This window comes from Microterricola gilva (assembly GCF_004217495.1).
Classification (GTDB): Bacteria; Actinomycetota; Actinomycetes; order Actinomycetales; family Microbacteriaceae; genus Microterricola; species Microterricola gilva.
In genome coordinates this window covers 691961-712736 of sequence record NZ_SHLC01000001.1, presented here as the reverse complement: position 1 = coordinate 712736, position 20776 = coordinate 691961, and the positions used below count along the sequence as shown (strand labels likewise).

Annotated in this window: 20 protein-coding genes; 11 read left to right on the top strand and 9 right to left on the bottom strand. The window is 65.3% G+C overall.

The features are described 5' to 3' along the window. The first annotated feature begins 354 nt into the window (after positions 1–354). The 7 genes from EV379_RS03180 (at position 355) to EV379_RS03150 (ending at position 8990) form a co-directional block, all read left to right on the top strand. Positions 355–1206, top strand: coding sequence for a rhamnan synthesis F family protein (locus EV379_RS03180; protein ID WP_130504865.1), 852 nt, complete (start codon positions 355–357; stop codon positions 1204–1206). Further along, a complete protein-coding gene (locus EV379_RS03175) occupies positions 1196–3235 on the top strand; it encodes a glycoside hydrolase family 99-like domain-containing protein (protein ID WP_130504864.1) in 2040 nt (679 codons plus the stop codon). The genes EV379_RS03180 and EV379_RS03175 overlap by 11 nt, the downstream gene beginning before the upstream one ends. 73 nt (positions 3236–3308) lie before the next feature. Next, a complete protein-coding gene (locus tag EV379_RS03170) occupies positions 3309–4433 on the top strand; it encodes a glycosyltransferase family 2 protein (RefSeq protein ID WP_242616213.1) in 1125 nt (374 codons plus the stop codon). A gap of 94 nt (positions 4434–4527) precedes the next feature. Further along, positions 4528–5430 (top strand): ABC transporter permease, encoded by a 903-nt coding sequence (locus tag EV379_RS03165; protein WP_130504863.1) that lies wholly within the window; start codon positions 4528–4530, stop codon positions 5428–5430. 27 nt (positions 5431–5457) lie between these two features. Next, positions 5458–6702 (top strand): ABC transporter ATP-binding protein, encoded by a 1245-nt coding sequence (locus tag EV379_RS03160; RefSeq protein ID WP_242616212.1) that lies wholly within the window; start codon positions 5458–5460, stop codon positions 6700–6702. Positions 6703–6750: 48 nt separating this feature from the next. Next, the gene (locus tag EV379_RS03155; RefSeq protein WP_242616211.1) at positions 6751–7599 is read left to right on the top strand and encodes a glycosyltransferase family 2 protein; all 849 of its coding nucleotides are present in this window, start codon (positions 6751–6753) and stop codon (positions 7597–7599) included. After that, complete coding sequence (locus tag EV379_RS03150) at positions 7596–8990, top strand: glycosyltransferase family 4 protein (protein WP_242616210.1); 1395 nt, start codon at positions 7596–7598, stop codon at positions 8988–8990. Before EV379_RS03155 ends, EV379_RS03150 begins: the two co-directional genes overlap by 4 nt. 14 nt (positions 8991–9004) lie before the next feature. Here the strand turns inward: EV379_RS03150 and EV379_RS03145 are convergent, their stop codons facing one another. Genes EV379_RS03145 through EV379_RS03130 form a run of 4 tightly spaced genes read right to left on the bottom strand, consistent with a single transcriptional unit; the run spans position 9005 to position 11880 of the window. After that, the gene (locus EV379_RS03145; protein ID WP_130504860.1) at positions 9005–10132 is read right to left on the bottom strand and encodes a glycosyltransferase; all 1128 of its coding nucleotides are present in this window, start codon (positions 10130–10132) and stop codon (positions 9005–9007) included. Next, entirely contained in the window at positions 10125–10397 is a 273-nt protein-coding gene (locus EV379_RS03140; RefSeq protein ID WP_130504859.1) for a hypothetical protein, read from the bottom strand. Before EV379_RS03140 ends, EV379_RS03145 begins: the two co-directional genes overlap by 8 nt. An 8-nt stretch (positions 10398–10405) precedes the next feature. Further along, the gene (rfbA, locus tag EV379_RS03135; RefSeq protein ID WP_130504858.1) at positions 10406–11269 is read right to left on the bottom strand and encodes a glucose-1-phosphate thymidylyltransferase RfbA; all 864 of its coding nucleotides are present in this window, start codon (positions 11267–11269) and stop codon (positions 10406–10408) included. A 2-nt stretch (positions 11270–11271) separates the two neighbouring features. Then, positions 11272–11880, bottom strand: a complete 609-nt coding sequence (locus EV379_RS03130) for a dTDP-4-dehydrorhamnose 3,5-epimerase family protein (protein ID WP_130504857.1) — start codon at positions 11878–11880, stop codon at positions 11272–11274. Between the two features lie 122 nt (positions 11881–12002). Here EV379_RS03130 and rfbD point away from each other — a divergent pair, with 122 nt between their 5' ends. Genes rfbD through EV379_RS03115 form a run of 3 tightly spaced genes read left to right on the top strand, consistent with a single transcriptional unit; the run spans position 12003 to position 15060 of the window. Further along, positions 12003–12860 carry a dTDP-4-dehydrorhamnose reductase gene (gene rfbD / locus EV379_RS03125; RefSeq protein WP_130504856.1) on the top strand — a complete coding sequence of 286 codons (858 nt, stop codon included), beginning with the start codon at positions 12003–12005 and terminating at the stop codon, positions 12858–12860. Positions 12861–12912: 52 nt separating this feature from the next. Next, positions 12913–13911: a dTDP-glucose 4,6-dehydratase gene (gene rfbB, locus EV379_RS03120; protein WP_130504855.1), complete on the top strand. Its 999-nt coding sequence runs from the start codon at positions 12913–12915 to the stop codon at positions 13909–13911. Between the two features lie 12 nt (positions 13912–13923). Beyond that, positions 13924–15060 carry a glycosyltransferase family 4 protein gene (locus tag EV379_RS03115; RefSeq protein ID WP_130504854.1) on the top strand — a complete coding sequence of 379 codons (1137 nt, stop codon included), beginning with the start codon at positions 13924–13926 and terminating at the stop codon, positions 15058–15060. Positions 15061–15378: 318 nt separating this feature from the next. Here EV379_RS03115 and EV379_RS03110 read toward each other — a convergent pair whose 3' ends face one another. The 3 genes from EV379_RS03110 to EV379_RS03100 all read right to left on the bottom strand — a co-directional run bounded on the left by EV379_RS03110 (position 15379) and on the right by EV379_RS03100 (position 18466). Next, a complete protein-coding gene (locus EV379_RS03110) occupies positions 15379–16785 on the bottom strand; it encodes an LCP family protein (RefSeq protein ID WP_242616209.1) in 1407 nt (468 codons plus the stop codon). Then, a complete protein-coding gene (gene purE / locus EV379_RS03105; protein ID WP_130507263.1) occupies positions 16782–17249 on the bottom strand; it encodes a 5-(carboxyamino)imidazole ribonucleotide mutase in 468 nt (155 codons plus the stop codon). Before purE ends, EV379_RS03110 begins: the two co-directional genes overlap by 4 nt. Positions 17250–17335: 86 nt before the next feature. Then, the gene (locus EV379_RS03100; RefSeq protein WP_130504853.1) at positions 17336–18466 is read right to left on the bottom strand and encodes a 5-(carboxyamino)imidazole ribonucleotide synthase; all 1131 of its coding nucleotides are present in this window, start codon (positions 18464–18466) and stop codon (positions 17336–17338) included. A 178-nt stretch (positions 18467–18644) separates the two neighbouring features. Here EV379_RS03100 and EV379_RS03095 point away from each other — a divergent pair, with 178 nt between their 5' ends. Next, positions 18645–19151, top strand: a complete 507-nt coding sequence (locus EV379_RS03095) for a GtrA family protein (protein ID WP_130504852.1) — start codon at positions 18645–18647, stop codon at positions 19149–19151. On the opposite strand, the gene EV379_RS03090 is transcribed toward EV379_RS03095, so the two are convergent. Then, positions 19148–19744, bottom strand: a complete 597-nt coding sequence (locus EV379_RS03090; protein ID WP_242616208.1) for a PH domain-containing protein — start codon at positions 19742–19744, stop codon at positions 19148–19150. The genes EV379_RS03095 and EV379_RS03090 overlap by 4 nt on opposite strands. 6 nt (positions 19745–19750) lie before the next feature. Further along, on the bottom strand, positions 19751–20641 hold the full coding sequence (locus EV379_RS03085) for a biotin--[acetyl-CoA-carboxylase] ligase (RefSeq protein WP_130504851.1): 891 nt from the start codon (positions 20639–20641) through the stop codon (positions 19751–19753). Positions 20642–20776: the final 135 nt, after the last annotated feature.

Genomic DNA, 20776 nt, shown 5'->3' with positions numbered 1-20776 from the left:
GGTGTCCTGCAATGGGCAACGCAAACGTTCAGGATCCACGCGCTATCATCGTGAGGTACTTCGAGGCAAGAGATCGGTCACAATGCCAAAAGAACCCACTCAGACAACAGCCCAGACGGCAGAGGCGAACGAGCTCCGCGAAGCCCGTCTTGAGATCCAGGCCCTACGCAGCGAACTAGCCCGCGTCGCCCCGACTATCGACGATCTCAAGCGTCAGGTCGCGGCAGCGCGGCGACAGGGCGAGCGCTACCGTTTCCAGGTTGAGACGCTGAGGCGCTCATCGTCGTGGCGCATCACGAAGCCACTCAGGCTGCTCCGCCGCAGGCAACCGCACTCCCTCGGATAGGGGCGCCCATGACCGAACGTGTTCTACCTCTCGTCCTGCCGACGGCTCGCATTGAAAGCGGCCCTCGCGCCCTGCCTGCCACCGACCGGGTTGCGATTGTCGCCAGCTTCGCCACCGATGACACCATCAGCCGTTCCCTCGTCGCGCTGACTGAAGAACTCAGCCGTGGGGGCTACGCCGTCGTCATCGTGCGAGCCTCGGATGACGAACGCCCGCTGCACTGGCCCGCCAGCTCCCTCGCCACACCGACCATCGTGCGCAAGTCGAACATCGGATACGACTTCGGATCATGGGCGGTCGGCTTGGCGATGTTTCCCGAGACGCGCCGCAAGCCTTACGTCATCCTCGCCAACGACAGTCTGGTCGGTCCATTCGCAAGCCTCGATCCGCTGCTGTTGGACTTCGAAGCGTGCACGACTGACGTCTGGGCCGCAACGAATACCCTGCAGATGCGCCCCCACGTGCAGAGCTTCTTCGTTGGCTATCGCGGTGGAGTGCTCTCGGACAGTGCACTGAAACAGTTCTGGACCGGTCTCGTGGTCGAGAAAGACAAGCAGCGCATCATCGAGCGCTACGAATTCGGGTTGAGCCAGCTGCTCTTCGCCGAAGGATTCACGACTTCTGCGGCGTTCGACTCTGAACGGATTGTGTCTGAAACGGAGAATCCAACCGTGGAGGGGTGGAAGAAGCTGCTCCGACTTGGATTCCCGTTCGTCAAGCGTGAGCTCCTCACGAACCCCACGGTCGTTCCGGATGGGGCCGCTGTGCCTGGAGTCGTGAACACGATGTTCGGCACCGACCCCTTCGACTGGCTCCAGGGCCTCCCCGCGCAGAAAGTCACCACCACGGATGAGAGATAAGACCCTGAGCCGAATCAAGCGTGGGGCCGGTCGTGGGTTCGCTGTGCTCGCGAACGCGCTTGCCGAACCGCCCGCTGCCCAGCCGGACACGTCGCACCCCGCCGATTTCACGAAATGGGTGGAGCGGCGCACGGGGCGCCTGCGCGCCAAGGTGCCCTTCCATTGGGCCTCGAGCGTGACCGTGCCGAGCAACCCCGAGCGGGTCGCCGTCTTGCTGCACGTCTATTACACCGATCTCGTTCCCGGCATTCTCGACGAGCTTGAATCACTTCCGGTTCCGTTCGATCTCATCGTCACAAACGCCAGTGGCGAACCGCTCGAGCTGGACACCAGCTCGCTTCCGCTGCTGAGCCATCTCGTCGTCCTCGACATCGAGAACCACGGTCGCGACATCCTCCCCATGATCGCAATCGTGAACACTGGAATGCTCGACCCTTACGAACTCGTGCTCAAGGTGCACACCAAAAAGAGTGAGTGGCGGGAGGGTCACTCGGAACTCTCCGGTAGCGGCGATGAGTGGCGCCAGGAGTTCTATTCCGCCCTGCTTGGCTCGCGGGAGAACGTGGAGTCGATCCTCAACGTCTTTGCCGAGAATCCGGCTGTCGGGCTCATGACGTCGCCAGGCAACGTCGTCGGACCCGAGTTCTGGGGCGGCGACAAGCAGCTCACGGCCGAGCTCTTGCGACGTCTGGAGCTCGAGCTCGACGAAGAATCGCTGCGCTTCGCCTCCGGGTCGATCTACTGGGTTCGGGGATTCCTCCTTCAAGGCTTGAGGGCCTTGAACCTCGATTCCGACGATTTCGACGTCGAGGCTGGTCAGGTTGACGGCACGACTGCACACGCGATCGAGCGCATCCTCGGCATTCTCACCATGGAGGCCGGCTACACGCTTGCGGAGACGACAACTCTGAGCCCCGCCGGCGATCACGGCGCGTGGCAGCGGTTCGGCCCGACACACGAACGCAGTCCTCGCGCTCGAGTCGTACCCTTCTATTTGCCGCAGTTCCACACGTATCCGGAGAACGACGCGTGGTGGGGGCATGGCTTCACCGAGTGGTCGAACGTCGCGGCCGCACAGCCCGTCTTCCTCGGGCACAACCAACCGTTCCTGCCAGCCGATCTGGGCTTCTACGATCTGGCGAGCGACGACGTGCGCGGTAAGCAGTACGAGCTCGCAACAGAGGCGGGCATCGAGGGCTTCATGTATTACTACTACTGGTTCGCCGGCAGGAAGCTCATGAACATGCCCGTCGAATCGCTGCTTGACGGCGATGCCGATGAGCCGTTCTGCATCATGTGGGCCAATGAGAACTGGACCAGACGGTGGGACGGTGGAGAAAAGAACGTTCTCATCGGCCAGGACTACGACAAGGTGCCGGCCACCCAGTTCATCCACGACGTGCTGCCGCTGATCACTGACCCGCGCTACATCCGAGTCGACGGCATGCCGCTGCTGGCCGTGTACCGGATCACCCAGATTCCTGACTTCGAGTCTGTGATCAGCTACTGGCGGGAGGTCGCGGTCGCGGCAGGCCTGCCCGGTCTGACTCTGGTCACCGTCGACGTTGGTAAGAGCATGGACGGAATCGAGGGCGACCTTGCTGCACACGGCCTGGACGCCTTCCTTGAGTTCGCGCCGCACAACCGCAAGTGGACGGCCCAGCGCCGTGAGGATCTCGGCGTAGATCCGCGCCTCCACGGGAACATCCTGAGCTACCGAGACATGGTGAGCGACTCCGAGCTCGTGTTGCGCGAACCGGTGGACGCCAACCGGTTCCCGGGCGTCATGGTGAACTTCGACAACACGGCCAGACGCCAGTGGCAGCCCGACCTGTGGTACGGATCGAATCCGTACACCTTCAGGCGTTGGCTGAATTCCGCGGTCTCCGCTGTCTCCGACCGCGATCGCGACCGCAGACTCGTCTTTCTCAACGCGTGGAATGAGTGGGCGGAAGGGGCGGTCCTCGAACCCTCCCAGCGCTTCGGGCACACCTACCTCCTGGCTGTCAGAGACGTCCTGTACAGATAGCCCATGGCGTGCCGCCACCGCGCTAAGGTTGGCCATTCATCCAGACGCCAGTGAAAGGCATCAGCGACCCGATATGAAACTTGCCATGACAGTGATGGTCCGCGACGAGGCGGACATCATCGCTCCCATGCTCGACCACCACATCCGCCAGGGAATCGATGTCTTCATCGTCACCGACAACGGCTCCGTGGACGGCACCACCCAGATTCTCGAGGAGTACGCGGCGCGGGGCATCATCGAGCTCCGCCACGATCCGGTCCACCGCAAACAACAGAGCGTCGTCGTCACTCAGATGGCACGCGACGCAGCCAGCGTCTATGGCGCGGACTGGGTATTGAACGCGGATGCCGACGAGTTCTGGGGCCCGGTGAATCCGGAATTGACGTTGCGTGATGCATTCGAGCACATCGACAAGGGCATCCAGTCGTTCACGGTGAACGTGACCGACCTGATCGGCGAGCCGGCGCTCCGCGGCAGCGGGCTGCAGCGCCTCGTTTACCGTGATGTGCGCACGACGGCCGAATTGAACCAGGTCGGCTTGCACGCGCATGCGACCCATGACGCCGTGCACATCGGCGATCCAGAGATCGACGTGATCCAAGGCAACCACTTCGTGAGCCTGGAAAGCCTTGGTGCACCGCCGAGCGAGTATGCCATTGAGGTACTGCACCTCCCGTGGCGATCGTGGGCACAGTACAGCCGCAAGGTCGAGAACGCCGGCCGTGCCTACCTCGCCTCTGACGGGCTGAAACCAAGTCCAAACCACCACGGCATGCGCGATTTCCGGCGGTTGCAGGAGAACACACTGTTCCCCTCCTATCTGGTTCGCCATCCGACCGCTGAAGACATCGTCGCTGGTCTCGCCTCCGGCTCGCTCGTGCGGGAAGACCGTCTGGCGACGTCCCTGCCCTCACCCATTGCCGATGTCCCCGTCGACCCGACCGCTGCCGCGCACGACCGTGCCATCGGATCCGTCATTGGGGGTCTCGAGTTCCGTGTCAAGCAGTTGGAGGCCGAACTCGTCCAAGCCGCTGAAGCGCGCGACGAACTCGAGAAGGCCCAGGCCGAACTCGGCGCGACGCTGGCAGACGCACGCTCCCACACGACGGAACTGGAATCCGCTGTCACGGCGCTGAAGAACCGCCGGCTGGTCAAAACTGCCGACCGGATATCCAATCACCTCCGGCGCAAGCCCTGATGCTCCGCGGGGCCGATCGGCGCCCGTGCAGGCTTCGCGCAGACCCCGGTGACTATACTTGCCAAGTCCAGTTCCCCCTCGGAGATTGAATTTTATGACTGCCCAAGACCGATTCGCCGCACTCTCACAAGAGAAGCTGGTGACGGTGGGATCGGGATCAGCATCGGGCCGCGGATTCTTCAAAGCGGTGAGGGAGATCATCCAGCACCGCGAGATGCTCGGGCTGCTGGTTCGCCGCGATCTCAAGTCCCGCTACAAGGACAGCACGCTCGGCTTCGTCTGGTCCCTCATCCGGCCACTCACCCAGCTGCTCATCTACTACGTGGTGATCGGTAAGTTCCTCTCGGCCGAGAGAGGAATTCCCGATTTCGCCATCTTCGTCTTCACCGGATTGACCGCGTTCGGACTGATCAGCGAGATGATCGGCGGCGGAACGGCGTCGATCGTCGGCAACAGCGGGCTGATCAAGAAGATCTACCTTCCCCGCGAAGTGTTCCCCCTCGCCAGTGCAGGGTCGGCGCTGTTCAACTTCGCCATCCAAATGGGCATCCTGCTCTTGGCGACGCTCGCGCTCAACGCGTTCCCGCTCGGCCCGGGACTCATCTACCTCATTCCCGCAATCCTGGTGCTGGTCGTCTACGGAATGGCCTTCGGCCTTCTGCTCGCCGCCGTCAACGTCTATCTGCGCGATGTGCAGTACCTCGTCGAAGTCCTCCTGATGCTTCTGATGTGGGCTTCCCCCATCGTCTACTCCTGGGGGATGGTCAAGGACATCCTCGGCGACGGGACAGCTCTGGCCATCTACACGAACAACCCGATCACGCTCGCAGTGCTCGGTTTCCAGCGCGCTCTCTGGACTGCTGGAGACGGCGTGGCCGAGTACCCGCCGGACCTCATGCTCAGGCTCGGGATTGCGTTCGTCGTCGGCGCGGTGCTCCTCGCCGTGTTCCACCGCGTTTTCGCCAAGCTCCAGGGCAACTTTGCCCAAGCCCTCTGATGCGATGACGTTCTGACACGAGCATCGATGACAATCACCACGAAGAAGACGAACGGCAGCGACCCTCCAATGAGCTCATCCCCCGATATCGTTCTGATCGACAAAGTCTCCAAGCGGTTCATGCTGCGAAAAGACAACTCGCTCAAGGAACGCCTGATCACCTTCGGGCGCGCAGGCCGTCGCCACAGCGAGGAGTTCTGGGCGCTCAGGGACGTGAGCACCACCATCCAGGCCGGCCACACGGTCGCTCTGATCGGGCACAACGGCTCGGGCAAGAGCACACTGCTCAAAGTCATCGGCGGCATCATCGACCCGACATCGGGCAGTGTGAAGCGGCGCGGCCGCATCGCTGCCCTCCTCGAGCTCGGCGCCGGGTTCCACCCCGACCTGACCGGTCGTGAGAACGTGTTCCTGAACGCGTCTATCATGGGCCTGAGCCGCGCGGAGACCGAGGCACGGTTCGACGACATTCTGGCCTTCTCCGGCATCGGCGACTTCATCGACACCCAGGTCAAGTTCTACTCCTCGGGCATGTACGTGCGCCTCGCCTTCGCGGTTGCCGTGCACACCGACCCTGACCTCCTCCTCGTCGACGAGGTGCTGGCGGTCGGTGACGAAGCCTTCCAGCGCAAGTGCCTCGACAAGATCCGATCCTTCCAACAGGAGGGACGAACAATCGTCCTGGTCACGCACTCGCTCGGCCAGGTCGTTGAGATGTGCGACCGGGCGATTCTCCTGAACAAGGGCGAGGTGGTCTTCGACGGCGAGCCCCGTGACGCAGTATCGCAGTTCCGCGACATCCTCGAAGACCGTCGCGTCGCGGACAACGTTGCAGCCGCCGCACCGGTGCAGCGAGAGGTCAACATCATCGGGGCGAGCGCTCACGCGGACACCGCGGACAATTCTGAGCTGCTCCACACGGGCGATGACCTCATCATCGACATTGAGTTGGAACATCTCGTCGAGGCCGATGACTGGACGTGCGCCATCCAGATCGACAGCACTCTCGGCCAACCGGTGTACGGAACCTCGACTCGTCTTCTGGGTATTCCGCTGAGATCTACCAGGGGCCCCCGCACCATGCAATTCCGCATCAAGGACACACGCTTCGGCGCCGGAAAGTACTTCGTGAATGTGTCCGTTCTCGACCCTGCGAACCGTCACGTTGCAGATCTGCCCCAGGCTTGTTCGTTCAACGTCGCGTACAATCCGCTGGCGGTTGGCACAACCTACGCAACTCCGGAGTTCAGCGATCTGGGCTCCATCGCGTAGAGCTGGAGCCGCGCTGCCCCGTGCGGCCCGCTAGCTGTGAAAGGCATGATGTCCCGTTCCGTACTCGTCGTCACGGTCACCTACAACTCCGGTGACACATTGAGGACCTTCCTCGAATCGCTTCACTCTGCGAGCTCGCAGCGTGAACTCGACGTGGTGGTGGTGGATAACGCATCGCCACATCTCAGCTCCGAGCGGGAAGCCGCAGACCAGTTCAACGCGCGGTTCCTCTCGCTGCCAGAAAACCTGGGCTACGGAGGTGGAATCACCGCTGGAGTGCTGGCTGCGCACAGCGATTCCGAGTACATCCTCATCACGAACCCCGACGTGACATTCCGCGCTGGCGCCATCGATGTGCTCGCCGACGCCGCCGACCGGCTCGCCGACGCCGGCGCGGTCGGACCCACAATTCTTGACGAGGACGGAACCGTCTACCCGTCCGCCAGAAACGTGCCATCACTTCGCAACGGCATCGGTCATGCACTCTTCGCCCGGCTGTGGCCTCAGAACCCCTGGACCAAGCGCTACCGCGCTGATGCGGAGCACGCAACGGGCCAACGGGAGGCCGGCTGGCTCTCAGGTGCGTGCCTTCTTGTCCGCAGGGAGGCATACGACGCCATCAACGGCTTCGACCCGAGCTTCTTCATGTACTTCGAGGATGTCGACCTCGGCACCCGGCTCGGCAAGGCCGGCTGGAAGAACGTCTACGTTCCCGAGGCGGTCGTGGTTCACACCGGTGCGCACTCGACGGTGAAGAGCGCTTCGCGCATGGAGCGCGCTCACCACGACAGCGCATACCTCTACCTCTCCCGGAAGTACTCGGCGTGGTACCTCGCCCCACTCCGCTGGGCCCTTCGTATGGGCTTGAATGCGCGACGATGGTGGGTAACCCGGTGACGGCAGACGAGAATGAGGTAACAGGCGTGTCAGTCCGAGAGAGCTCCTCCCCGCACAACATCCTGATCGTCACGCCCGACACGCTGGGTGAACGCATGGCCGGCCCGGCCATTCGCGCATGGGAGATCGCCAAGGCTCTATCTCCTGTCGGCAACGTCCGGCTGGTCTCCACGATCGGGGCGACAACAACGCACCCGGCGTTCGGCGTGCACTTCGCCAGCCGTGCCGAGCTCAAGGATCACGCCGCCTGGGCCTCGATCGTGATCACCCAGGGTCACATCTTGCGGAGCCAGCCCTGGCTCAAAGCCCTCGATGTGATCCTCATCGCCGATATCTACGATCCGCTGCACCTGGAACAGCTTGAACAGGGCAAGGATCTGCCTGAAGCCGATCGATATGCCGTTGCCATCGACAGCGTCGAAGTCATGAACGATCAGATGGAGCGGGCAGACTTCATGCTCTGCGCGTCAGAGAAGCAGCGAGACTTCTGGCTCGGACAGCTTGCGGCACTTGCCCGAATCAATCCGGCGACCTACGACGATGACCCCAGCCTGCGGTCGCTGCTTGACGTCGCGCCCTTCGGCGTCGCCGATGCTTTGCCCGTCCAGACGGAGCATGGGATCCGCGGGCGTGTTGCAGGCATCGATGCCGAGGACAAGGTCATCATCTGGGGCGGCGGAATCTACAACTGGTTCGACCCGATCACGCTGATCCGCGCCGTGTCGGTGCTTTCCGAACGCTACGACAACGTCCGTCTGTTTTTCCTCGGCGTCAAGCACCCCAATCCCGACGTCCCACAGATGGAGATGGAACGCCGCGCGAGGGAACTATCCGACGAGCTGGGCCTGACGAACAGGTTCGTGTTCTTCAACGAGACCTGGGTGCCATACGAATCCCGCGCCGATTTCTTGCTGGACGCCGACGTTGGCGTCAGCACGCACTTTCCCCACATCGAGACGGAGTTCAGCTTTCGAACCCGGATTCTCGACTACCTGTGGGCCTCGCTCCCGATCGTCAGCACGGACGGCGACAACTTCGCTGCACTCATCCGCGAGCACGATCTGGGCGTCGCGGTTCCGGCCGAGGACGTCGACGCATTGGTCGAAGCCTTTGAGCGGCTCCTCTTCACCGACGACCCCGCCACACAGAAGCTGAGGTCCCAGCGGGTGGGCGAGCTGGCCAGAACGATGACATGGACACAGACCCTTGCTGCGCTCATCGCCTTCTGCGAGAACCCGCGCAAGGCCGCCGATCGGGAGCGGGGCGTGATCTCTCAGCGCAACCAGATCGTTGCCGACCTCAACAAGAGGATCATTGGCATGGAAGCCAGCTCTTCCTGGCGCTCCACCGCCTGGATGCGGGCACTCGGATCGGCGCTGAGACGACGATAGCGGGAGTCAGCAGGCTAGCGCCCCGACTGTCCTCCCACGACGATCTGACAGATGAGCGTCGCGAAAGCGTCCGATATGACGTCTGGGTGGTGGGCCTCCGCGAAACGAATCGCGGCCGCGCGGATGTGCCCGCGATCGCCAAAGTCGCGCACAGCCGTCAGCATCGCTTCCGCAATATCATCCCGTCCCAGCCCCTGCGGGATTGGGACCACCCAGTCCTCCATGCACAAACCCTCGGTGGCCGGGACACTCGTGACCACAGCAGGGATCCCGAACGTCGCAGCCAACATCAGCGCACCCGTGTTCAGCAGATGCGTATAGGGAAAGACCGCGAAGTCAGCTGCATTCATCCAGTGCTGTATCTCCGCGTCACTCACGTAGTCCAGGCTGTACCGGGCTCCCACTGCGTCGAGGGCTGCCTCAAGTGCGCTCCGGTCGGCGCCCGGGCCGAGCTCGCCGCCTACGAGTAGCCGCAGACGGGGCTCGTCGCGCTGTGCACGGCCAACGGCGGCAGCCAACCGCTCGATGTTCTTGTATGGCCGGATAGCTCCAAGCGAGAGCACAACGATGTCGTCCTCGTCAAAACCGAAACGTGCGCGAGCACCAGTCCGGTTCTGTTCGTTCGGATAGTGGCCGAGGTAGCTGGGGTGGTCGATGAGTACGACCGTGGCAGGGTCGATGTCGACGACTGCCGATATCTCGGCCACAGTCGCTGGGTTCATGATCACGATCCGCGATGCGCGGCGCGCGAGCTCACTCAACAGGTGAATCTCGGGGAGCAGATACCTGATCTCATGCGGAAGCACGTTGTGGATCGTCCAAACGAGGTGACCACCGCCCGCCAGTATTTGGTCGGCCACCCCGAGGAATGCCGATACGCGCCTCATCGACTCCAGAACGTCGTCACCGATCTGCGTGACAGCGCCCGTCCAGTTCACATGGAGCACGAATCCGCTCCAGTCTGGCGACGTCTCACCGAGCCGCAGCAGGTCTTCGAGTCGGGGGATGGTGACTATCGTCGCCCCCTGTGCCTCCACCTCCCGGTAGAGCAAACTCTGCCAGGGATTGTTCGGATAGTGCGGGAAGGCACCGACCGTGATCCCATGTGCCCGACCGACTCCCTCTGCCCCGCGATCAACCACGGCCGGTCCGACGCAGACCCCTGGCCAGCCGATCAGTCAGGCGCACGACGCGCCTGTTTGAGATGTGCTCGAGCTGGGTCCGGAGTCGTTCATTCTCCGCCCGCAACTCCTCGTTGAGGGTGGAGGCCTCGCCCAGTTCGCGGAGCGCTGCCGCCCGCTCCGTCGCCAGCTGGGAGGTGAAACGTCGCAGCATTGTGTCGGATTCCGTGCTCACGGTCTCAGTCCCGCCAGAGCCGTGCGGAGAGTCGACGGGCATCTCTGACATGTCGCTTCCTACGAGGCCAGCAAAGTCTGCAGGTACGAGCCGTATCCGCTTTTCACAAGCGGCGCGGCGAGGACTGCCAGCTGGGCATCATCGATCCACCCGGCACGCCATGCGATCTCTTCGATGCATCCGACCTTGAAGCCCTGGCGATCCTCGATCACTCGCACGTACTCTGACGCCTGCATCATCGACTCGAATGTGCCGGTATCAAGCCACGCGGTGCCGCGGTCGAGAACCTGGACCTGCAGCTTGCCCGCCTCGAGATAGCGCTCGTTCACGGTCGAGATCTCAAGCTCACCGCGAGCGCTCGGCTCGATCGTCTTGGCAACGTCGACGACCGAGTTGTCGTAGAAGTACAAGCCGGGAACCGCGTAGTTGCTCTTCGGCTTCGTCGGCTTCTCCTCGATCGACAGCGCCGTCATGCTCTCGTCGAACTCAACGACGCCGTACGACGTCGGGTTGCTCACGTGGTACGCGAAAATTCGCGCACCCTCGATCTCGGTGTTCCCGCGCAGCGAGGAACCGAGGCCGGCCCCGTGGAAGATGTTGTCGCCGAGAACCAGCGCGACACTCTCGTCGCCGATGAACTCCTCGCCGATGATGAACGCCTGGGCCAGGCCGTCCGGCGATGGCTGCACGGCGTACTCGAGCCGGATCCCGAGGTCAGCACCGTCTCCGAGAAGGGCACGGAACTGCTCGTTGTACTCGGGCGTCGTGATGATGAGGATCTCCTTGATGCCCGCCATCATGAGCGTTGACAAGGGGTAGTAGATCATCGGCTTGTCGTAGATGGGCATGAGCTGCTTCGAAATGCCCTTGGTGATCGGCCAGAGTCGGGTTCCCGAACCTCCGGCCAGAATGATTCCGCGCATGATTAACCCTTTGCGTTCAATGTCTCGTAGTAAGCCCTGGCCGCTTCCCAGCTGGGCAGAAGGCCGGATGCTGCGGCCTCGGCGAGGCTCGGAGCCTCTGTGTCCTTGGGCGAGAGCAGCGCCTCGCTGAGATCGATGCCGAACGCCAGGCCAATCTCGGGGTCGAGCGGGTTGATGCCATGCTCTCGGCCGGGATTGAATGTGTCGGTGACGAGGTAGCTGACGGTCGCGTTCTCGGTGAGTGCGACGAAGCAGTGGCCGAGGCCCTCCGCGATGTAGATCGCGCGGCGGTCGACGTCATCCAGCAGGACAGAGTCCCACTGCCCGTATGTCGGCGATCCGACCCGGATGTCGATCACGAAGTCCAGAACGGCACCGTGCGGCGCAGTGACATACTTCGCCTGGCTCGGCGGGATGTCGGCGAAGTGGATGCCGCGCACGGAGCCACGCTTGGAGACCGAGGTATTGGCCTGCTTGAGGTCGATCGAATGGCCGACAACCTCTTCGAGCTTGTCGAAGCGGTACCACTCAAGGAAAACGCCGCGGTCATCGCCGAACTGCTTGGGCGTGATCTCGTAGCTGTCAGGAATGCTCAGTTCACGAATTTGCACGCCTGAGAGTCTAGCAATTGGTGCCTGAGAGCCCGCGCAGACCGCGATGGCCTGCCTTCAAGCCGCCCGATCATCAGGCGCTCCGGTCTCGCCCGCAGTGGCGTGCGCCTAAAATGGGCCTCATGCGATACCTGATCACCGGTGCGTCCGGCATGCTTGGAACCGACCTGCAGAAGGCCCTCGCCGGCCGGGAGGTCACCGCCCTCGGGCGCGCCGACCTCGACGTGACCGACCTCGATGCCGTGCGTGCAGCCGTCGCGGGTCACGATGTCGTGATCAACGCCGCCGCCTACACCAAGGTTGACGATGCAGAGAGTAACGAGGATGCCGCATACGCCGTGAACGCGACCGGCGCCAAGAACCTTGCCATCGCCGCACGTGAGGCAGGCGCCAAGCTGATCCAGGTCTCCACCGACTACGTCTTCGACGGAGCAGCGACGAGCCCCTATGAGGAAACCGCACCCCGCGCGCCGATCTCCGCATACGGCCGCACCAAGGCCGCCGGTGAGGAGCTCGCCACCGCCGAGCACCCCGATGGCACCTACATCGTGCGCACCGCCTGGCTCTACGGCCAGCACGGGCCGAACTTCGCGGCGACCATGCTCCGCCTGGCCGGCAGTCACCCTACCGTCAGCGTCGTCGTCGATCAGCTCGGTCAGCCCACCTGGACCGCCGACCTGGCCAGGCAGATCGTACTGCTCGCCGAGTCGGATGCCCCCGCTGGCGCCTACCACGGCACCAACTCCGGCCAGGGCTCGTGGTTCGACTTCACGAAGGCGATCTTCGCTGAGGCCGGCCTCGATCCAGAGCGCGTCCTGCCGACCGACAGCACCGCCTTCGTACGTCCGGCGCCCCGCCCGTCGTACTCAGTGCTCGGCCACGACGGCTGGGCCGCAGCCGGCCTGCCGGAGATGCGGGACTGGCACGACGCGCTGACCGAGGCCATGGCCACCGGCGCTGTCGCCAAGCCGGCAGAGTAGCGCGCGGCGCGCTCTCGGCATCCGCTCGGCAAGCTCTGGCTACAATGACGGGGTGTCTAGACTTCTTGTGACCGGCGGCGCCGGCTTTATCGGTTCGAACTTCGTCCACTACGTGCTGGCCAACACGGAGCACTCCGTGACCGTGCTGGACAAGCTCACCTACGCCGGCAACCTCGCCTCGCTCGACGGCCTTCCGGCCGACCGCTTCACCTTCGTCGAGGGTGACATCTGCGACGCGGCACTCGTCGACGCGCTCTTCGCCGATGCGGACGCCGTCGTGCACTACGCCGCGGAGAGCCACAACGACAACTCGCTGGACGACCCGCGCCCGTTCCTCGACACCAACATCATCGGAACGTTCACGCTGCTCGAGGCCGCACGTAAGCACGACGTGCGCTTCCACCACATCTCCACCGACGAGGTCTACGGCGACCTCGAGCTCGATGACCCGAATCGCTTCACCGAGAGCACGCCGTACAACCCGTCGAGCCCGTACTCCTCGACCAAGGCAGGCAGCGACCTGCTCGTGCGTGCCTGGGTACGCTCCTTCGGCGTCAAGGCCACGATCTCCAACTGCTCGAACAACTACGGCGCCTACCAGCACGTCGAGAAGTTCATCCCGCGCCAGATCACCAATGTGCTCCGCGGTGAGCGGCCCAAGCTCTACGGCAGCGGCGAGAACGTGCGCGACTGGATCCACGCCAACGACCACTCCTCCGCCGTGTTGACGATCCTCGACAAGGGGCAGATCGGTGAGACCTACCTCATCGGTGCCGACGGCGAGAAGAACAACAAGGAGGTCGTCGAGCTCATCCTGACGACCCTCGGCCAGCCGGCCGACGCCTACGACCACGTCGTCGACCGTCCCGGCCACGACCTGCGCTACGCAATCGACTCGACGCGTCTGCGCACCGAGCTCGGGTGGACCCCGCAGTTCTCTGACTTCGAGGCCGGCCTGGCCGACACGATCGCCTGGTACCGCGACAACGAGTCGTGGTGGGCACCGCAGAAGGACGCAACCGAGGCCCGCTACAAGGCCCAGGGCCAGTAAGCGCCACCCAACATGACAACTCTGCGCGTCGTCGTCGATCAGATCATCGCCCCGGCCCCTGGGCCGATCGGCCTGTACAGCGAGGAACTCACTCGTTCACTGATCGCGACGGCACCCCGCGGTTGTGACGTCGAAGGCATCGTCTCGGCTGCGCAGCGCGAGAAGTACGAGCGTCTCGAGTCGACGCTGCCCGGCCTCCGCGGTCTGTACACGACGACGCTGCCGCGCCGGGAGCTCGCCGCGGCCTGGCAGCTGGGCATCACGACATCCAACGGCGGCGGCATGATCCACGCTCCCGGACTTCTCGCTCCGCTGCGCCGCCACGACCGGGTGAATGACGGCGCGCAGATCGCCGTCACCGTGCACGACATGCTGGCGTGGACGCATCCGGACTCGCTCTCGCCTGCCACCGTCGCGTGGCACAAGTCGATGATGCGACGCGCCCGCAAGCACGCCGATGCCGTCGTCGTTCCGACGCACGTCCTGGCGGAGCAGCTGCTCGAACGCTTCGAGTTCGGCGATCGCGTGCGCGTGATTCCCGGTGCCGCTCGCTCCGGTCTCGTGCTGCCTGCGGACGCCGATGAGCGCGCCGCCGCGCTCGGGCTGCCTGAGCGCTTCATCCTCACCGCTGGCACCCTCGAGCCCCGCAGGGGCGTGCTCGCGCTGATCGAGGGTCTGGGTGGCGCCCAGGCCCCCGACCTGCCGCTCGTCGTGCTCGGCCCCTCCAGCTGGGGCGACGTCGAGTTGGCGGCCGTGGCCGATGAGGCCGGCCTCGCAGAAGACCGGGTGCTGGCGCTCGACAAGCTCTCGCCTGCCGATCTCGCCGTCGTGCTCTCACGCGCCGCCGTATTCGTCTACCCGAGCCTCGCTGAGGGCTTCGCGGCCCGGATCATCGAGGCCTTCCAGTTCGGCCTTCCCGTCGTGCACTCCGACGCTCCTGAGCTCCTCGAAGTGGCCGGGGACGCCGGCGTCACCGTCGAACGCGCGGATGCCGCCGGCTACCCCGAGCGCCTCGCCGCCGCCGTCGCGAAGGTCCTCGACGACGACGTCCTCGCCGGACGGCTGAGCGTCTCCGGCCGCGACCGTTCCCGCGCGTTCAGCTGGCGCGATGCCGCCGAGCGGGTCTGGCAGCTGCACGCCGACCTCTAGGGCAGCAGGGCCGACCGACCGCAGGGCCGCCCGACCGCGTCGTGTCAGGGCTTCGGGGGCTGCCTCGTTCCTCGGCTGCTCCCTCGAGCCATCGTGAGCATGCCCGCTGGCCTCTAGCCCGACCGCGTCGTGTCAGGGCTTCGGGGGCTGCCTCGTTCCTCGGCTGCTCGCTCGAGCCAGCGTGAGATCGCACGCCATCGGGAGAAAGGCACGCTGGCTCGAGCGTACGAGCCGACGAAGGAGGCCCGCTCGCGAAGCCCCGAGCCTTCACCCGGCCCGGCTGCTCCCCGACTCAGCCGGTCCTGAGCGCCGAGTCGCCTACTCGGCCGGGGCCGGCTCCTCCGTCGGCGGCGGCGCGAGCGCCTCGGCGATCAGCTGACGGATGTAGTCGTAGTCGGGGTCGAGTGGATCAACGCCGTTGTCCGGCACCAGCTCGACGTTGATCATCGGCAGTTCCTTCGTCTTCATCGCCAACTGCGTGAAGTAGCCGAGCATGCTCTGCGGGATGTCGGTGTTCACGACCTTGGTGCCCGCCTTCGCGATCTCCTGGAACTTGGAGAGCACATTGGCCGGGTTGAACTGCTGCAGCACGGCATCCTGCAGCTGACGCTGCCTGGCCATGCGGTCATAGTCGCTGGTGTCGTGGCGGGAGCGCGCGTACCAGAGCGCGTGGTAGCCGTCCAGGTGCTGCTCGCCGGCCGGGATCCACTCGGCGACCGTCGTGAAGGTCTCGTCGGCGTGGATGGGCACGTCCTCCGGCACGTTGATCGTCACGCCGCCGAGGGCGTCGATCAGGTCGGAGAAGCCCTGCATGTCCACGAGCGCGTAGTACTGGATCGTGAGACCCGTGATGCCCTCTGCCGCTGAACGCATGCCCTCGACGCCGGGCTCGCTGCCCTCGTTGACGGCGTTCGGGTACATCTCGGGGCTCACGAGGTCGACCTCGCTGTACACCCAGTTGAGCTGGCAGCCGTCTGGTTCGCCGACCTCGCAGCCGTCGATCGCGCCGTAACCCTCCGGGTACACGGCCGCGAGCGGTGAACCCTCTGGGAACGGGAAGTACTTCATGTCGCGAGGCAGGCCGATCGTCACGGCCTGGCCGGTCTCGGCGTCGATGCTGACGACCGAGATGCTGTCCGGTCGGGTGCCCTCGCGGTCGGCACCGGTGTCTGCGCCGAGGAGCAGGATGTTGTAGCGCCCGTCGATCGGGTCCTCAGTCGGGCCGGCGACGAAGACCGACGACAGGAAGCTGCTCGTCGTCGTCGCCACGAACGCGCCGTAGGCCGCGGTGCCGGAGAGCGCGATCATCGCGATGGTGGTGAGACCGGCGATCCAGCCGCGCGCAGAGGGCTTGGTGCGCACGAGTCGCACCAGGCGCAGGGTGTCGAGCGAGAGCACGACCCAGACCACGGCATAGAAGACGAGGAGCAGCGCGGCGATCCACAGCGTGATCGAGTTCGTGGCGACCGTGAGCAGCGTGTCCGGCCAGATCAGCCAGACGACGAGGGCGAGCACAGCCAGCGCCCACAGCGTGAGCGTGCATCCCAGCCCGAAGCGGCCGAGCCTGCGGTTGCCCGCCAGCACCTGCGGGGAGCCTGGAATCAGGAAGTTGAGGACGACGAGCCACCAGGCGCGCCGCGTCATGACGGTCGAGGAACCGGCATCCGGGAAGCGCATCGGGCTCGCGGCACTCGATGCGTTGGCAAAACTCGGGTAGGCACTCATAGGCGGGCTTGCAGAGCTGCGTTCTTCTGTTCGACGAGCTCGGCGAGGTTCTCGGCGTACTCCGCGAGCGCATCGCTCAGCCTGTCGTCGGCCGTCGCGAGGATCTTCACGGCGATGAGGCCGGCGTTCTTGGCGCCGCCGATCGAGACGGTGGCAACGGGCACGCCGGCCGGCATCTGCACGATCGAGAGCAGAGAGTCCATGCCGTCGAGCAGCCCGAGCGGAACGGGGACGCCGACGACGGGAAGGGTGGTGACGGATGCCAGCATGCCGGGCAGGTGCGCCGCGCCGCCGGCCCCGGCGATGATCACGCGGATGCCGCGCGCGTGCGCCGACTTCCCGTATGCGATCATCTTCTCCGGCGTGCGGTGCGCGGAGAGCACCTCGACCTCGAACGGCACGCCGAACTCGCGCAGCAGCTCGGCCGCCGCGCTCATGACGTTCCAGTCGGAGTCGGACCCCATGACGACGCCGACTAGCGGCGTGGGCACGGTGTCGAGAGCTGGGTCGTCGTTCACGAGGTCATTGAGCACGCAGACAATGTTATTGCTCAGTCCTGAAAGAACGCCGCAGCGGCTCGCGCTTGGTAGCTCACATCGTCGAGATCGTTGCCGCCGGCGTTCACGTGACCGACCTTGCGGCCGGGGCGCGGGTCCTTGCCGTAGTTGTGCACCTTGACGGTGGGGTGAGCCGCGAGCATCGACGCGTAGCGGTCGGCGAGGCTGCCCGATGCCGGCCCGCCCAGGATGTTGACCATGACCGTCCACGGGTCGCGCGTTCCGGTGCCGCCGAGCGGCAGGTCGAGCACGGCGCGCAGGTGCTGCTCGAACTGACTCGTCGTGGAGCCGTCCTGCGACCAGTGCCCGCTGTTGTGCGGGCGCATCGCGAGTTCGTTGATGAGCAGGCGCTCGTCGGTGGTCTCGAAGAGCTCGACCGCGAGCACGCCGGTGACTCCGATGCCGTTCGCGATCGTCACGGCGATCTCTGCCGCGACATCCGCCAGCTTGCCTGCCGAGTGCGGCGCGGGTGCGATGACCTCGCTGCACACGCCGTCCAGCTGCACGGTCTCGACGACGGGCCAGGCCGCGATCTCGCCGGACGGGCGTCTGGCGACGAGCTGTGCCAGCTCACGCTTGAACTCGACGAGCTCCTCGACGAGCAGCGATCCGCCTCGACCGTCCTCGGCGAGCGCCTGGAACCAGTCGTCGACCTCGTGCGCGGCACGAACGACGCGCACGCCCTTGCCGTCGTAGCCGCCGCGCGGGGTCTTCACGACGGCACGGCCGCCGTGCGCCTCGAGGAAGCTGCCGAGCTGCTCCGCGCTCTCGATCGCCGCCCAGTCCGGCACGGGCAGGCCGAGCTCCGAGAGCTTGGCGCGCATCGTCAGCTTGTCCTGTGCGTAGAGCAGCGCGTCGGGCCCGGGGTGCACGGGCGTGCCCTGTTCGATCAGCGCCCGCAGGATGTCCTGCGGAACGTGCTCGTGGTCGAAGGTGATGACATCGACGGTCTGCGCGAAGGCGAGCACGGTTTCGCGGTCGCGGTAGTCGCCGACGCCGGTGGCCGCGATCTCGGCAGCCATGCCCTCGGTCTCGGCGAGCACACGGATCTCGATGCCGAGGTTCACCGCGGCGGGAACCATCATCCGGGCCAGCTGGCCCCCACCGATCACTCCAACAATCATGGAATCGCACTCTCTCAAAGTCTGCAGGTGAATCACGGATGCCGCGCAGCACGCATTCAGCATCACGCGATCGCATGGCCGTAAACTGCCCTGCGCGTCGTTCTACTATCTTTGCTCATTACCCGGCGCTCAGAATTCAGTGCGTTCCATTTCCGAACACAACCGACGGGATCCGATCATGGCCCAGCTGCCGGCACGGTTCACCCGGGCTCGCATCCAGGCGTTCGCCGTGCAGGCCGCGAAGTTCGGTGCCGTCGGTGCCGTCGGCCTCGTCGTGGATGTCGCGGTGTTCAACGTGCTGCGCGCGACCGTGCTGAGCCCGGAGCACCTGGCATCCGGTCCGATCATCGCCAAGGTCATCTCGACGGCCGTCGCGATCCTCGTCAATTGGGTCGGCAACCGTTTCTGGACCTTCGGCAGCCAGCGCACCGGTCGCACCGTGCGCGAGGGCGTCGAGTTCTTCGCCGTGAGCATCGCCGGCATGGCCATCTCGGTCGGATGCCTGTGGTTCTCGCGGGAGGTCCTCGGTTACACCTCGCTACTGGCCGACAACATCGCGTCGAACGTCATCGGGCTCGCGCTCGGCGCCGCGTTCCGCTTCCTGATGTACCGGTACTGGGTGTTTGCGCCGAGCAGGGCGCTTCTCGGCGGCGAGCGCCCTGCGCCACAGCTCACCGGCAGCTAGCGCTGCCCCCACGCGATGGTGTGGTCGCCCGGCGTGGCCTGATCCTGCTGGCGGCGCGCGGCGATGTAGCTCTGGTTGGCCTCCATCAGATCGTGCAGGGTGCGCTGCACGAGGTCGGCGTTCGGAACATCCCGGAGCACGATCGGCTTCTCGAGCCCCGTGTTGATCAGGATGTCCCCCGTGCGGAAGGCGCTCTGCAACCACGAGCGGCGCACGCTCACGTCGTAACCCCGACTGTGCATGAGTTCCTGGCGCACCTGCACGAAGAAGCCGTGCCGCACGATCACGCGCCGCGTTGTGATCGTGTAACGGCGGCTCAGCCAGGCCAGCAACGGCAGAACGAAGCCGAGCAGCACGAGCAGCGCGGCCCCGGCGAGGATGGCGATGCTCTGCCACTCCTCGTCCATCTGGCCGGCGTAGTAGCCGGCAGCCCCGCACACGGCGATCAAGAGGATCGACGGCCAGAACAGCATCCGGCCGTGTCGGCGCACGCGCGCGACGACGTGCTCAGCCGGCGCGGCGATCTGCTGCCCGCCCGCGGGCGCGGGCATCCCGCCCGGCGCGGGCAGTCCAGCTCCACCGACGTTCGTCATAGCCCATTAATACCGCAGATGCGTCACATCTCCAGCCGCGACAGACGTCTCATCGCCACTGCGCTGCTCCCGAACGCGCAGCCGGCCGTCCGATTCGATCGCGGTCGCCGTGCCCAGAAGTTCTCCACCGCCAGGCAACTCGACCCGCACATCCTGGCCGAGCGTGCCGCAGAGCGCGCTCACCTCGGCGTGCAGGCCGCTGGCGACGGCGTCCCCACCCGCAGCGAGGAAGGCTCGGTAGAGCTCGCCGAGCTCCGTGAGATACGCCGCGAGCACGGCATCAGGGCTCACCGGCCTGCGCGTGACGAGGGTGAGCGATGTCGAGGTGAGCGTCGGCAGGTCGTGCTCATCGAGCGAGACGTTGAGCCCGGCACCGAGCACGACCCCTGCCGCATCCGGCAGCAGCTCGCTCAGGATGCCGCTGACCTTGTACCCCGAGATCTGCACGTCGTTCGGCCATTTCAATCGAACAGCCGGTGCCTCGGCGACGTCGCTCTCTCCGGCGGCGACCGCCTCGGCCACCCTCAACTCGTGGGCGGAGTCGACGACGGCCCTGACGGCCCGCGTCATCGCGGCACCGGCGAGCAGCGGGAACCAGCCGAAGTGCTCGAGCGGCAGGGCGCCGCCGGCCACGACCGGGCGGAGCAACACGGAGATCGCCAGCGACTTGCCCGTCGGCGCGAGCCAGGTACGACCGAGGCGTCCGCGCCCACGCGTCTGGTTGTCGGTGACGAGCACGGCCAGATCCGGCCATTCAGCCGCCTCGGCACCGCTGGCCCGTTCGACGAGTTCATCGTTGGTCGAGCCGGTCTCGGCCAGCGCCTCGAAGCGGGGGACGGCGGCGGCGCTGCGCGGAAACGCCGCCGCTGCCGGAGCGGCGCTGTGGTCGTTCTGCATGGAGGTCTCCTCTTGTATGCGGTCTGGGCTCTGGCCATTGTGCCCGAGCGGGAGCGCCACCGACCACGGGTGGGGGCGTGTCTGTCGACAAGCTCTGCGGGCAACCTTGTAGGGAATCGTCAAAGGAATGCGCAG

What these genes read in the sequence shown, in the direction of transcription:
- EV379_RS03115 (WP_130504854.1), top strand. Translation starts at nt 13,924, where the DNA reads ATGACAACTCTGCGCGTCGTCGTCGATCAGATCATCGCCCCGGCCCCT.
- EV379_RS03170 (WP_242616213.1), top strand. Translation starts at nt 3,309, where the DNA reads ATGAAACTTGCCATGACAGTGATGGTCCGCGACGAGGCGGACATCATC.
- rfbD (WP_130504856.1), top strand. Translation starts at nt 12,003, where the DNA reads ATGCGATACCTGATCACCGGTGCGTCCGGCATGCTTGGAACCGACCTG.
- EV379_RS03090 (WP_242616208.1), bottom strand. Translation starts at nt 19,744, where the DNA reads ATGACGAACGTCGGTGGAGCTGGACTGCCCGCGCCGGGCGGGATGCCC.
- EV379_RS03100 (WP_130504853.1), bottom strand. Translation starts at nt 18,466, where the DNA reads ATGATTGTTGGAGTGATCGGTGGGGGCCAGCTGGCCCGGATGATGGTT.
- EV379_RS03160 (WP_242616212.1), top strand. Translation starts at nt 5,458, where the DNA reads ATGACAATCACCACGAAGAAGACGAACGGCAGCGACCCTCCAATGAGC.
- EV379_RS03165 (WP_130504863.1), top strand. Translation starts at nt 4,528, where the DNA reads ATGACTGCCCAAGACCGATTCGCCGCACTCTCACAAGAGAAGCTGGTG.
- EV379_RS03155 (WP_242616211.1), top strand. Translation starts at nt 6,751, where the DNA reads ATGTCCCGTTCCGTACTCGTCGTCACGGTCACCTACAACTCCGGTGAC.
- EV379_RS03095 (WP_130504852.1), top strand. Translation starts at nt 18,645, where the DNA reads ATGGCCCAGCTGCCGGCACGGTTCACCCGGGCTCGCATCCAGGCGTTC.
- EV379_RS03175 (WP_130504864.1), top strand. Translation starts at nt 1,196, where the DNA reads ATGAGAGATAAGACCCTGAGCCGAATCAAGCGTGGGGCCGGTCGTGGG.
- rfbA (WP_130504858.1), bottom strand. Translation starts at nt 11,269, where the DNA reads ATGCGCGGAATCATTCTGGCCGGAGGTTCGGGAACCCGACTCTGGCCG.
- EV379_RS03085 (WP_130504851.1), bottom strand. Translation starts at nt 20,641, where the DNA reads ATGCAGAACGACCACAGCGCCGCTCCGGCAGCGGCGGCGTTTCCGCGC.
- purE (WP_130507263.1), bottom strand. Translation starts at nt 17,249, where the DNA reads ATGGGGTCCGACTCCGACTGGAACGTCATGAGCGCGGCGGCCGAGCTG.
- EV379_RS03110 (WP_242616209.1), bottom strand. Translation starts at nt 16,785, where the DNA reads ATGAGTGCCTACCCGAGTTTTGCCAACGCATCGAGTGCCGCGAGCCCG.
- EV379_RS03180 (WP_130504865.1), top strand. Translation starts at nt 355, where the DNA reads ATGACCGAACGTGTTCTACCTCTCGTCCTGCCGACGGCTCGCATTGAA.
- EV379_RS03140 (WP_130504859.1), bottom strand. Translation starts at nt 10,397, where the DNA reads ATGTCAGAGATGCCCGTCGACTCTCCGCACGGCTCTGGCGGGACTGAG.